The following is a 12107-nucleotide window of genomic DNA, read 5'->3' as shown; positions in this document are numbered from 1 at the left end:
GGAGAGTACGGCAAACTCAGTTGTCCCCTCTCCCCGCCTGCGGGGAGAGGGCCAGGGTGAGGGGCAATCGCCGACGCACCCTCACAGCCGTCCGATCGACAGCCCGCCATCGGCATTGATCACCGATCCCGTCGCAAAGCCGAAACCGCCGCTCGCCAATGCCGCAACGATTGCGCCGATATCCTCCGGCTCGCCCCAGCGCTTCATCGGCACCAGACCGTCATTGATCAGGGCGTCATATTTCGCGGAAACGCCGGCGGTCATGGCAGAGCGGATGATGCCCGGCCGCACCTCGAAAACGGCGATGCCGGTTTCTGCAAGACGCAGCGCCAACCCTTGCGAAAAGGCAGCGAGCCCGGCCTTCGTGACGCAGTAGTCCAGCCGCTCCGGCGAACTCATCGTCGCCGAAACGGAGGTAATGTTGATCACCGAGCGTTTCGCCTCGCAACCGACGGCCAGCATCGCCTTCACCACGGCTTGGGTGAAGAACACCGTGCCGCGCAGATTGGTGGCGACGATCGTGTCGAAATTCTCCGGCGCCAGATCGAGAAAATCACCGCGCACCACCGACGCCATGCCGGCATTGTTGACGAGGCAGGCGATGGGCCCCAGTTGCGCCTGGGCGGCATCGACAGTCGCTTGGTGCCCCGAGAGATCGGAAAGATCGGCCTGCAGAAAGATCGCCTTGGCACCGAGTGCGGAAAGGTCGTCGAGCGCGGTGCCGATCTGATCAGCCTCGCCGATGCCGGTGATGGCGATGTCGAAACCGCCTTTTGCCAGCGCCTTGGCGATGCCAAGGCCGATACCGCGGCGGCCGCCGGTGACGATGGCAACGGGACGTTTCGTCATGCCGCCAGATCCTTCGAAGCGATGTGATCGGCAACGCGCAACGCCTGCGCCGCGACCGTCAGGGCCGGATTGACCGCTGCCGATGTCGGCAGGAACGACGCGTCGACGACGAACAGGTTGTGATGATCGAAGGCGCGGCAATAGACATCGAGCGGCGCAGACGCCGGATCGTTGCCGATCCGCACCGTGCCGCATTGATGCGACGGCGTGCGCTTGTCGAAGGGGCGCGACAGCACGATCGGGAATCCCGCCGCCTTCAGCGCCTGCTTCAGCTTCTTCACCAGCATCAGATGCGCCGGCCAGTTGGTGCGTACCCATTGCAGCACGATACGCTCGCCATCGACCATGATCCGGCTTTCCGGATGCGGGATATCCTCGCTCATGGCGTAGAAGTCGATGGCATGCGCCGAGATCCGACCGAGCAGCCATTCCGGCACGGACGGCATGTTCGCCTTCAGGATGGGACCGGAGATGCGACCGAGAAGCTGCACATTGCCGAGCGGCGGGCCGCCCTCACCGTCCGAAAGGTAGTAGTCGTTGAAGCCGAAGGTCTTCTGGTAGATCGAGCTGTTCCTGTAGAACGGCGAAACCGCGATCACTGCGCTCGAATTGTGGTTCATGAAGTTGCGGCCGACCTGGTCCGAACTGTTGGCAAGCCCCTTCGGATGAGCCGCACTGGCCGAGCGTAGCAACAGCGCCGCCGACTGCACCGCACCTGCCGACAGGATGACCAGTTTCGGCGTCACCGTCTGCTCGACGCCATCCTTGGCATAGCGAACGGTCTCGATCCGCTTGCCATCCGGCGCCGTTTCCAGCAGCGTCACCCGCGACCCGGTCTGCAACCGGACATTCCGATGCTGCAACGCGACCGTCAGCGCCGCGGTCTCCGCATCCATCTTGCCGTCGAAGCTGTTGGGGTGCGCGTCCCAGGGTGTCTTCGCCTTGGCGAGCCACTTGTCGATATCGATAGCAAGCGGCAGCGAATAGGGATGCAGGCCGTTGCGCTTGAGCTTCTCGCGCACTGCGGCAATCGGGGGTTCGTCCGGCACAGGCGCAAAGGCGTAGCCTTGCGAATGCGGCGGCTCCGTCGGGTCCTCACCGAGCGTGCCACGCACCTGATAGAGCTGTTCGGCGCGACTGTACCAGGGCTCCAGTTCCTCATAAGGGAACGGCCAGGCGGGCGAGACACCTTCCAGATGCCGCATTTCGGCAAAATCTTCGCGGCGATAGCGCACCAGCACGGCACCGAAGAATTTCGAATTGCCACCGACATTGTAATAGTTGCCCGGATTGAAGCCCGTGCCGTCGGTTTCGTACCAGAGCTCCTTTGGCCGGAAATGGCCGCGCTGGAAGATCGCTCGCTGGTCGCGGTTTTCCGGCCGGTCCTCGATATGACTGCCGGCCTCCAGGATCAGGATGTCGGCGCCGGAACCCGCAAGGGCAGAGGCGATCGTCGCCCCGCCGATGCCGGAGCCGATGATGACGATATCGGGCTGCTTCACCATGACAGACTCAGCCGATGCGCTGCTGGCTTTGCGGATCGAAGTACACCGCCTTGTCCAGGTTAAAGGCAAGCCTTGTGTGTTGTCCGGGCGCGATACGCGCATCGGCGCGCAGGCGTGCGACCACTTCCTTACCACCGAGCTTGGTCACGGCGAACGTATCGGAACCGGCCGGCTCGACCACTTCGATCAAGCACTCCCCTTCGACCAGCGAGCGGGCATTGCGGTCGGCGCCATCCGGATCGGTCAAGGCTTCCGGCCGGATGCCGAAGACGATCTGCTTGCCGGCATAGGCGGAAAGGCCATTCACCTGCGCCACCGGCAGATGCAGCGGCTCCGCATCCGGGCGTGCCAGCGAGACCCGAAGATCGTTGCCGCCCCCTTCGACGGTCGCGCTCAGGAGGTTCATCGCCGGCGAGCCCATGAAATCGGCGACGAACAGGTTGGCCGGATTGTTGTAGATCTCGGCCGGGGTTCCGAACTGCTGCAGCACGCCATCCTTCAGGACGGCGATCTTGGTCGCCAGCGTCATCGCCTCGATCTGGTCGTGCGTGACGTAGACGATCGTCGTCTTCATGCGCTGGTGCAGGCGCTTGATCTCGGTGCGCATGTCGACGCGCAGCTTGGCATCGAGGTTGGACAGCGGCTCGTCGAACAGGAAGACCTGCGGATTGCGCACCAGTGCCCGGCCCATGGCGACGCGCTGCCGCTGGCCGCCGGAGAGCTGGCTCGGCTTGCGCTCGAGCAGGTGGCCGATCTGCAGCATATCGGCGACCTGCTTGATCGCCTTCTCGCGCTCCTCCTTCGGCACCCCGCGGATTTCCATGCCGAAGGCGATGTTGCCCGCAACCGTCATGTTCGGATAGAGCGCGTAGGACTGGAAGACCATGGCGATATCGCGCTTTGAAGGATGCAGGCCCGCGACCGACCTGCCATTGATCGAGATTTCGCCCGAGGTGATCGGCTCCAGCCCCGCGATCGTGTTCAGAAGCGTCGATTTTCCACAGCCGGACGGGCCGACCAGCACCAGGAAGCCGCCCTCCTCGATCTCGAGATTGATGTTCTTGAGGATTTCCAGCGAGCCGTAGGACTTGCGCAGATCGGTGATTTTCAGAAACGACATGGTCTTAACCCTTCACGGCGCCGGACATCAGGCCGCGGACGAAGTAGCGGCCGGAGACGATGTAGACGACAAGCGTTGGCAGGGCGGCGAGGATCGCGCCTGCGAAGTGGACGTTGTATTCCTTGACCCCCGTGGAGGAGGACACGAGGTTGTTGAGCGCGACCGTCATCGGCGTCGAATGCGCACCGGAGAACGAGGCGCCGAACAGGAAGTCGTTCCAGATATTGGTGAACTGCCAGATGACCGAGACGACGATGATCGGGCCTGAGGACGGCAGGAGGATGCGCCGGAAAATCTGGAAGAAACTCGCGCCATCAATCTGCGCCGCCCGCACCAGTTCGGTCGGGAACGCCTCATAGTAGTTGCGGAAATAGAGCGTCGTGAAGCCGAGACCGTAGATGACGTGCACGAAAACCAGGCCAGGCACCGACCCCGCCAGCCCGAGAATGCCGAGAATGCGTGCCATCGGGATCAGCACGATCTGGAACGGGATGAAGCAGGAAAGAAGCAGCATGCCGAAAAAGATGCCCGATCCAGGGAAACGCCACTTGGTGAGCACATAGCCGTTCAGCGCGCCGACGATGGTCGAGATCGCCACAGCCGGAATGACCATGAGGATGGAATTGATGAAAAAGGGGCGAAGGCCGGTCGGCTGCACGCCGATCTGCGCGGTCGACCAGGCGGAAAGCCAGGGCTCGATCGTCCAGGTCTGCGGCACGCTCAGCATGCCGCCCTGACGGATTTCATCGAGCGGCTTGAAGGAATTGACCACCATCACGTAGAGCGGCAGCAGCGAATAGAGCGCAAACAGGATCAGCACCGAATAGATGATCGCGCGCGTCAGGCGGCCGCTGGAAATGGCGTTGTCAGGGCTCTGGACGCTCATTGGCGCTTCTCCCCTTTGATTTCGGAATAGAGGTAGGGAATGATGATCGAGAAGATCATCACCAGCATGATGATCGCCGAGGAAGCGCCGATGCCCATCTGATTGCGGGTGAAGGTGTAGGAATACATGAAGGTTGCCGGCAGTTCGGTTGCCTGCCCCGGCCCGCCGCCGGTCAGCGCGATGATCAGGTCATAGGCCTTGATGGCAAGATGGGCGAGCACGACGAAGGCCGACAGGAAGACCGGGCGCATCAGCGGAATGATGATCCGGCGGTAGATGGTCGTCGTCGAGGCGCCATCGATCTGCGCTGCCTTGATGATCTCGTTGTCGACGCCGCGCAGACCCGCAAGGAACATCGCCATGATGAAGCCCGAGGATTGCCAGACGGCTGCGATCACCACGCAATAGATCGCGTAGTTGCGGTCTTTGATCCAGTTGAAGGTGAAGCTCTCCCAGCCCCAGAGATGCATGGTGTTTTCCAGCCCGATGCCGGGGTCGAGGAACCATTTCCAGGCGGTGCCGGTGACGATGAAAGACAGTGCCATCGGATAGAGATAGATCGGCCGCAGCAGACCCTCGGCGCGGATCTTCTGGTCGAGCAGGATCGCAAGACCAAGCCCGAGCACCGAGCAGATGCCGATATAGAGCGTCGCGAAGATCGCCAGATTGGAGATCGCCCGCCACCAGTGCGGCAGGGCCCAGAGCTTGGAATAGTTGCTGAGGCCCACGAAGTTGTAGGACGGCAGCATCTTGCTGTCCGTCATCGACAGGAAGCCGGTATAGGCGATGAAGCCATAGACAAAAATCAGGACGATGAGGAAGCTTGGAGCAAGTACCAACTTTGGCACAATATCCTGCAACCGGCTGCGGCTATCCATAGTGACACCACCTTTGGCGCATACCTCCGGGCCCGCAAGGTCCGGATCGATCGCGCACAATTTCGAAACCCAGAAAATCCGCGGGCATTTCCTGCCTTTGGAACAGTCGTAAAAGCCCCTCATCCGCCCTGTCGGGCACCTTCTCCCCGCTTGCGGGGAGAAGGGACAGCGGCAACCTCCGTGATCCCCTCTCCCCGCCTGCGGGGAGAGGGTCAGGGTGAGGGGCAAAACCTCGAAACCCTCAAGCCTTATTTTGCGGCTTCGACGGCGGAGGCCAGTTCCTTGACGGCATCTTCCGAAGACAGTTCACCGTTGAACTGGCGCGTGACAACGTCGTAGATCGCGTTCTTCACCGAGGCCGGATTGGCATGGCCATGCGCCATGGAACCGAACAGCTTGCCGCTTGCATTGGCTTCGGCCAGGTCCTTGATCCCCTTCTTGCCGCAGGCGTCGAAATCCGTGTCCGGAACATCGGTGCGCGCGGGAACGGAGCCCTTGACCACGTTGAAGGCCGACTGGAAGGTCGGGCTTTCGATCGCCGAAGCCATCTGCAACTGGGCCGGCACCTTGTCTTCGGAAACCTTGAACATCGCGAACTGGTCGGAGTTGAAGGTCACGGCCCCTTGAGTGCCCGGGAAGCGCATGCAGATGAAGTCGGTGCCCGGCACCTTCTTGGCCTTGACGAATTCACCCTTTGCCCAGTCGCCCATGAACTGCAGACCGGCCTTGCCTTCGATGACCATGGCGGAAGCAAGGTTCCAGTCACGGCCGGAGAAGTTGTCGTCCACATAGGAACGAAGCTTGGTCATGCGGTCGAAGGCTTCCTTCATCTTGTCGCCGCCGAGGGCTGCCGGATCGAGATCGATGAAGGCCTGCTTGTAGAAATCGGTGCCGAGCGAGAGCACGACGGCGTCGAAGATCGTCGCGTCCTGCCAGGGCTGGCCGCCATGCGCGACGGGGGTGATGCCCTGAGCCTTGAAGTTGTCAAGCAGAGCGATCAGTTCGTCCCAGTTCTGGGGCTCCTTGCCGCCTGCCTTGTCCAGCGCTGCCTTGTTGATCCACACCCAGTTGGTGGAGTGGACGTTGACCGGAGCGGCGATCCAGTGGCCGTCATATTTGGAGAATTGCTGCAGCGCGGTCGGGATGACCTTGTCCCAGCCTTCCTTGGCAGCGGTGTCGTCGAGATTGCCGAGTGCGCCTTCCTTGGCCCAGTCGAGAATGTCGAAACCGAGCATCTGAACCGCCGTCGGGGCATTGCCCGAGGTGACGCGGGCGCGAAGCACCGTCATGGCTTCCGTGCCACCGCCGCCGGCAACCGGCATGTCGGTCCACGAGATGCCCTTGCTTTCCAGATCCTTCTTCAGGACGTCCAGCGCGGCCGCTTCGCCGCCCGATGTCCACCAATGCAGAACCTCAACGCTCTCGGCCGCATGAACGGCGCTGACGCCCGCCATGCTGCCCATCATGATCGCTGCCACTGCCGTCGTCGTCAAAAACTTGCGCATCGTATTCCTCCCGTTTGCAAGTCGTAGAGCGGGAAAACTCCTCCCCCGCCGTTGAATGCCGTCCCGTCTCGAAACGGGAAGCAATTGGTCGCGGCCTCCGCCGCTGGCACATTTAAAACGTTATAAGTTACCTCAAGTCAAGGGTTGCTCACAATCTCCATATCAATAGCTATAACATACTGAATTTGGATGATTATAGTCCATTTTACCGATTCCGCACTGCAGCAAATACTTCCGATAAATGCTGTTTAAAACGTTTGCATAAAACACATTGCACATCCGTTCGTGCAGCGTTACAAAGGCGGTCTTGTGTTCGCCTCGCGGGAGTATTTCATTGCCCGACACTCCCAAACCCGCCCCCTCGGAAAGCATGCTGAAAGGCGGCAAGCCGACCCTGCGCACGATTGCCGACATCACTGGCTTTGCCGTGACCACCGTGTCGCGTGCGCTCAGCAATGCGCCGCAGATTTCGCTCGATACCCGCAAGCGTGTTCACGAGGTTGCGGCCGAAATCGGCTATCTGCCGGATCGTGCCGCCCAGCGACTGAAAACCGGCCGAACCAACGTCATCAGCGTGCTTCTCGATCCGCACGAGGAAATCCTCGGCTACGGCACGTCGCTGATGCTCGGCCTTGCCAAAGCGCTCAAAAACACGCCGTACCACCTGATCGTCACGCCGAACTTCATCAATGACAGCAATGTCGACGCGATCAGGCACATCGTCCGCAACGGCATGGCAGACGGGCTGATCTTCTCCCGCACCGAGCCCTTCGACCCGCGCGTGCGCCTTCTTCTCGAAAACGGCTTTCCCTTCGTCACGCATGGGCGAACCGAGTTCACCACGCCTCACCCCTACGTCGATTACGACAATTTCTCGTTCGCCTACGAGGCCACCAAACGGCTGATCGCCCGGGGCCGCCGCAAGCCGATGATCATCCTGCCGCCGAAGCGCATGACCTTCTCGCAGCACCTGCTGCACGGCTTCATGACCGCCGTTCGCGAGGCGGGCGTCGCCTACGAGATCCCCACCGAAATCGACCTCGACTGTCCCGTCGACCAGATCCGCGACTACATCAGCCGCCGGGCCGGCGAGCCCGATGCCCCCGACGGATTTGCCTGCGGCGGGGAGGTTTCCGCGCTCGCGACCATCACCGGCATGAGCGACCATGGCCTGACGCTCGGCGTCGAATACGACATCGTCGCCAAGCAGACGTCGAAACTGCTGGTCAACATCCAGCCCAAGGTCGAGACCATCTATGAGGACCTGACCGACACCGGCGAGCAGATGGGGCGCATTCTTCTCGCGCGGATCGCCGGCGGCGAAACGACCGATATGCAGGTGCTGCTCAAGCCGCAGATCAACTTTCCGGCGCCGCAAAGCGGAGGCTGAGAATACGCCCCCCTTCCGGTCAGGCGTCGAAAAAGCCGAAATGGCGGTCATCTACGATTCTCTTCCGTTGCTCAGCGCGGCATCCACATGGCCGTGCGGCCGCCGATGTGCATGTTGAGCGTCTTGGTTTCGGTATAGTCTTCCACCGCATGGCGACCGAGTTCGCGCCCAAGGCCGGATTGGCGATAGCCGCCGAAGGGCAGCTCGGAGGCACCGTCCATGAAGGTGTTCATCCAGACCGTTCCCGCCCGCACCTTGCGACCGACGGTGAGGCAAGTGTCAAAATCGCGGCTCCAGACGCCGGCCGACAGGCCGTAATCGATGGAGTTGGCTGTCCGGATCGCCTCATCGGTCGTCTCGAAGGTGAGGACGGAGAGAACCGGCCCAAACACTTCCTCGCGCGCCACCGCCATGTCGGGCGTCACGGCCGACAGAATGGTTGGCGACATGAACTGGCCGGAGCCGAGATCGAGCGCCGCGCCGCCATGCGACACGGTCGCGCCATTGCCGGAGGCGGCCGAAACGTAACCGACGATCTTTTCCAGATGCTGCGGCGTGATGATGGCGCCAACCTGCGTCGAGGGATCGAGCGGATCGCCGACCCTGACCTTGGCCGAAAGCTCGGCAACGCGGCGGGTGACTTCGGCTGCGATCTCGCGATGAACGATCAGCCGCGAGCCGGCATTGCAGCATTCGCCGGCATTGAAATAGGCGCCGAACACCGCCGCATCGATGAAATCGTCGAGATTGGCGTCCGGAAAGACGATCTGCGGGTTCTTGCCGCCGAGTTCCAGCGAGACTTTCTTCAGGGTCTGCGCCGCATTGGTCATCGTCAGCTTGCCGACGCCGGTCGAGCCGGTGAAGGAGACCATGTCGACATCCGGGTGGCTCGTCATCACTGCGCCGACATCCGGGCCGGTGCCGGTGATGATATTGACGACACCTGCCGGAACGCCGGCGGCCTCGAGGATTTCACCGAGAACCAGAGTAGACCCCGATGTGAGCTCGGAAGGTTTGACGACGGTGGTGCAACCGGCCGCAAGCGCGAAAGGCAGCTTCTGGCTGACGATCAGGAAGGGGAAGTTCCAGGGCGTGATGATCGAGACGACACCGATCGCTTCGCGCAGGACGACGCCGAGCGTGCCGTCGCCCAGCGTATTGTAGCTCTCGCCATGCAGGTCGCGGGCAAGGGCGGCCGCATAGCGCCAGATATCGGCGGCCCCGCCGAGTTCGCCCTTGGCCTGGCTGATCGGCTTGCCGGATTCGATGCAGTCGAGATAGGCGAGTTCATCGGCACGGGCGGCGATCATGTCGGCGGCCCTGAGCAGGATCAGCGAGCGCTCCGACGCGGTCATGCGCGGCCATGGACCATCGTCGAACGCCTTTCGCGCGGCGGCGATCGCCCGCTCCGCGTCCGCCTTGGTGGCGGCCGGATAGCGGCTGATGGTGACACCGTGACCAGGCGCCACACGCTCCAGCGTCCTGCCTTCGGCAGCAGCATCCCACTTGCCGTCGATCAGCATCTGGAAGTCGCGCACCTTTGCGTCGACCAGAGCCTTGGGCTTCACCACAACCGTCATTACCATTCTCCCTTGAATTCCGCCGGGCGCTTGCCGGCAAAAGCCGCAACGCCTTCCTTCATGTCGCCGGTCTTGGCGGCGAGCATCGACCCCAGCGCCTCGACGGCCGTGCCGTTGTCCTCGCCGTTGGCAGACGCGATCATCAGCTTGCAGATCTCCAGTGCCGCCGGGCCGCGCCTGGCGATACGGCCGGCGTAATCCTTCGCCACCGCCAGCACCGTTCCGCTCTCGGCCACCGCATCGACCAGCCCGAGCACCCTCGCCTCTTCGGCGGTAAACATCTCGCCGCCGAGCACCATGCGGCGCACCACCTGCGCGCCGAAGCGCTTGACCAGACGCTGGGTGCCCGACCAGCCCGGCACCATGCCGAGCCCTGTTTCCGGCAGGCCGATCTTGACATGCGCTTCCGCGATGCGGATGTCGGCCGCCGCCGCCAGTTCCAGCCCGCCGCCAAGCGCGTGGCCGTTCATCGCGGCGATCACCGGCATGCGCAGCGTCGCCAGCCGCTCGAACACCCGGTGGCCGAAGCGTACCCATTGATGGCCGAATTCATTGGGGCTCATCGCCGCCCACGCCTTGATGTCGCCACCGGCGGAAAAGGCCTTGCCCTCGCCGGTCAGGATGACGACACGCACGCTGGCGTCAGCCTCGACCGTATCGCACGTGGCCGAGAGCGCCTTCAGCATGTCGATGTCGAAGGCATTCAGCTTTTCCGGCCGCGCCACCGTGAGGAGCGCAATCGCATTGTCGATCTCGATCTTGAGCCGGGCATCAGACATCCAAGGCTCCTTCCAGTTTCCGCACCGGCTTTTGCGGCAGCGTCAGGCCGATCGGCGCCTCGTGGAACAGGGCCTCGTCCATTACTTTAAGCCGGTCGGATACGATCAGCGGAAACTCCGACTGGTCGAGGATATGCGTCTGCAGGTCGACGCCGGGCGCAATCTCGGTAAGCATGATACCTTCCGGCGTCAGCTTCATCACACAGCGCTCGGTGACATAGGTGATGTCCTGACCTTGGCTGACGGCCCGGCGGCCGGAGAAGGTGACATGCTCGACCTCGTTGACGAGTTTCTTCAACTTGCCTTCCTTCTCGATCACCAGCTTGCTGTCGACCATCGAGAGCTTCGCGCCGGCATTGAACATGCCCGAAAAGACGATCTTCTTTGCCCGCGCCGTGATATCGACGAAACCGCCCGCCCCCGCCGTCACATGCGGCCGGAAGGAGAGTTTCGAAACATTCACCGAGCCGTCCCTGCCGATTTCGAGGAAGGAAAGCAGCGAGGCATCGAAGCCTGCCCCTTGAAAATACGTGAACTGGTAGGGCGACGGCATGAAGGCGTCCGCATTCGAGGCGCAGCCGAAGGCGAAATCGAGCAGCGGCACGCCGCCGACAGCGCCCTGCTCGATCACCCAGGTAACCGACCCATGCAGGCCTTCTTCGAGCAGGATACGCGGCACGTTGGCCGAGATGCCGAAGCCGAGATTGACGCAGGACCCGCCCTGCAATTCCTGCGCCACGCGGCGGGCGATGACCTTCTGGATGTTGAATTCCGGCACGCGGAACGTTTCGAGCGGCCGGAAGATTTCGCCGGAAATGGCCGGGTCGTAATCCGTCAGCGTCGTCTGCTTCTGGTCCGGATCGACGACGATGTAATCGACCAGCATGCCGGGCACGCGCACGTCATGGGGTTTGAGCGAGCCGGACTTGGTGATGCGCTTGACCTGCGCAATGACGATGCCGCCGTTGTTGCGGGCGGCCAGCGCCTGGTCGAGGCCGCCGAGATAAGCACCCTCGTGCTCATAGGTGAGGTTGCCGCGCTCGTCGGCCGTCGTCGCGCGGATGATCGCCACCTGCGGCACGATCGCCTTGAAATAGAGCCAGTCCTCGCCTTCGAATTCGATCTTTTTCACCACCGGCTCGGCAGCGGCCTTCGCGTTCATCGCACAGCCCTGGCGCGACGGATCGACGAAAGTATCGAGCCCGATCTTGGTCAAGACGCCCGGGCGCTTCGCCGCCGCTTCCCGGTGCATGTCGAACAGCACGCCGGAGGGGATATTGTAGGCCGCAACCTCGTCATTGCCGATCATCTGCCAGATCATCGGCGGTTCGGCCGTCGATGGGCCGGAGGGATAGGAGCCGCCGATGATCTTCTTCAACAGGCCCTTTTTGGCGATGTGGTCGACACCCTTGATGCCGCTCATGTCGCCGGCGGCGATCGGGTGCAGCGTCGTCAGATCGCGTGGGTGACCGGTTGCATCGAAGCGTTCGCCGATCGCCTTCAGCATCAGGTCGGGGCAACCGAGCCCGCTCGACGACGACAACGACACGATCGCGCCATCCGGGATCAGGGAAGCGGCTTCCGCAGGAGTGATATGCTTGCTCATCAGTCTCGT

General features: G+C 62.4%; 10 protein-coding genes. 1 reads left to right on the top strand and 9 read right to left on the bottom strand.

Features of this window, described 5'->3' with window-relative positions:
* Positions 1-81: 81 nt before the first annotated feature.
* From A3AY_RS0116155 to A3AY_RS0116130, 6 genes are all read right to left on the bottom strand, one after another.
* A complete protein-coding gene (locus tag A3AY_RS0116155) occupies positions 82-849 on the bottom strand; it encodes a 3-ketoacyl-ACP reductase (RefSeq protein ID WP_018326696.1) in 768 nt (255 codons plus the stop codon).
* The gene (locus A3AY_RS0116150) at positions 846-2354 is read right to left on the bottom strand and encodes a GMC oxidoreductase (RefSeq protein ID WP_018326695.1); all 1509 of its coding nucleotides are present in this window, start codon (positions 2352-2354) and stop codon (positions 846-848) included. The genes A3AY_RS0116155 and A3AY_RS0116150 overlap by 4 nt, the downstream gene beginning before the upstream one ends.
* Before the next feature lie 7 nt (positions 2355-2361).
* Positions 2362-3474, bottom strand: coding sequence for an ABC transporter ATP-binding protein (locus tag A3AY_RS0116145; RefSeq protein WP_018326694.1), 1113 nt, complete (start codon positions 3472-3474; stop codon positions 2362-2364).
* A 4-nt stretch (positions 3475-3478) separates the two neighbouring features.
* On the bottom strand, positions 3479-4360 hold the full coding sequence (locus A3AY_RS0116140; protein ID WP_018326693.1) for a carbohydrate ABC transporter permease: 882 nt from the start codon (positions 4358-4360) through the stop codon (positions 3479-3481).
* Complete coding sequence (locus A3AY_RS0116135; RefSeq protein WP_018326692.1) at positions 4357-5238, bottom strand: carbohydrate ABC transporter permease; 882 nt, start codon at positions 5236-5238, stop codon at positions 4357-4359. The genes A3AY_RS0116140 and A3AY_RS0116135 overlap by 4 nt, the downstream gene beginning before the upstream one ends.
* A gap of 248 nt (positions 5239-5486) precedes the next feature.
* Complete coding sequence (locus A3AY_RS0116130) at positions 5487-6743, bottom strand: ABC transporter substrate-binding protein (protein ID WP_018326691.1); 1257 nt, start codon at positions 6741-6743, stop codon at positions 5487-5489.
* A 370-nt stretch (positions 6744-7113) separates the two neighbouring features.
* On the opposite strand from A3AY_RS0116130, the gene A3AY_RS0116125 reads away from it, so the two are divergent.
* A complete protein-coding gene (locus tag A3AY_RS0116125) occupies positions 7114-8133 on the top strand; it encodes a LacI family transcriptional regulator (RefSeq protein ID WP_018326690.1) in 1020 nt (339 codons plus the stop codon).
* A gap of 71 nt (positions 8134-8204) precedes the next feature.
* Here A3AY_RS0116125 and A3AY_RS0116120 read toward each other — a convergent pair whose 3' ends face one another.
* From A3AY_RS0116120 to A3AY_RS0116110, 3 genes are read right to left on the bottom strand one after another with little or no spacing between them, the layout of a single operon-like run.
* Complete coding sequence (locus tag A3AY_RS0116120; RefSeq protein ID WP_018326689.1) at positions 8205-9713, bottom strand: aldehyde dehydrogenase family protein; 1509 nt, start codon at positions 9711-9713, stop codon at positions 8205-8207.
* On the bottom strand, positions 9713-10492 hold the full coding sequence (locus A3AY_RS0116115) for an enoyl-CoA hydratase/isomerase family protein (protein WP_018326688.1): 780 nt from the start codon (positions 10490-10492) through the stop codon (positions 9713-9715). Before A3AY_RS0116115 ends, A3AY_RS0116120 begins: the two co-directional genes overlap by 1 nt.
* The gene (locus A3AY_RS0116110) at positions 10485-12098 is read right to left on the bottom strand and encodes an acyl CoA:acetate/3-ketoacid CoA transferase (protein WP_018326687.1); all 1614 of its coding nucleotides are present in this window, start codon (positions 12096-12098) and stop codon (positions 10485-10487) included. Before A3AY_RS0116110 ends, A3AY_RS0116115 begins: the two co-directional genes overlap by 8 nt.
* Positions 12099-12107 lie beyond the last annotated feature (9 nt).

The organism is Rhizobium giardinii bv. giardinii H152, assembly GCF_000379605.1.
Lineage (GTDB): Bacteria > Pseudomonadota > Alphaproteobacteria > Rhizobiales > Rhizobiaceae > Pararhizobium > Pararhizobium giardinii.
Note: the sequence above shows the minus strand (reverse complement) of the source record. Positions and strands in the feature narration are given on the sequence as shown.

Bases quoted from the DNA above. Each gene is read 5' to 3' on its own strand.
- A3AY_RS0116115 (WP_018326688.1), bottom strand. From the start codon at position 10,492: ATGTCTGATGCCCGGCTCAAGATCGAGATCGACAATGCGATTGCGCTC.
- A3AY_RS0116155 (WP_018326696.1), bottom strand. From the start codon at position 849: ATGACGAAACGTCCCGTTGCCATCGTCACCGGCGGCCGCCGCGGTATC.
- A3AY_RS0116130 (WP_018326691.1), bottom strand. From the start codon at position 6,743: ATGCGCAAGTTTTTGACGACGACGGCAGTGGCAGCGATCATGATGGGC.
- A3AY_RS0116110 (WP_018326687.1), bottom strand. From the start codon at position 12,098: ATGAGCAAGCATATCACTCCTGCGGAAGCCGCTTCCCTGATCCCGGAT.
- A3AY_RS0116120 (WP_018326689.1), bottom strand. From the start codon at position 9,713: ATGACGGTTGTGGTGAAGCCCAAGGCTCTGGTCGACGCAAAGGTGCGC.
- A3AY_RS0116140 (WP_018326693.1), bottom strand. From the start codon at position 4,360: ATGAGCGTCCAGAGCCCTGACAACGCCATTTCCAGCGGCCGCCTGACG.
- A3AY_RS0116125 (WP_018326690.1), top strand. From the start codon at position 7,114: ATGCTGAAAGGCGGCAAGCCGACCCTGCGCACGATTGCCGACATCACT.
- A3AY_RS0116135 (WP_018326692.1), bottom strand. From the start codon at position 5,238: ATGGATAGCCGCAGCCGGTTGCAGGATATTGTGCCAAAGTTGGTACTT.
- A3AY_RS0116150 (WP_018326695.1), bottom strand. From the start codon at position 2,354: ATGGTGAAGCAGCCCGATATCGTCATCATCGGCTCCGGCATCGGCGGG.
- A3AY_RS0116145 (WP_018326694.1), bottom strand. From the start codon at position 3,474: ATGTCGTTTCTGAAAATCACCGATCTGCGCAAGTCCTACGGCTCGCTG.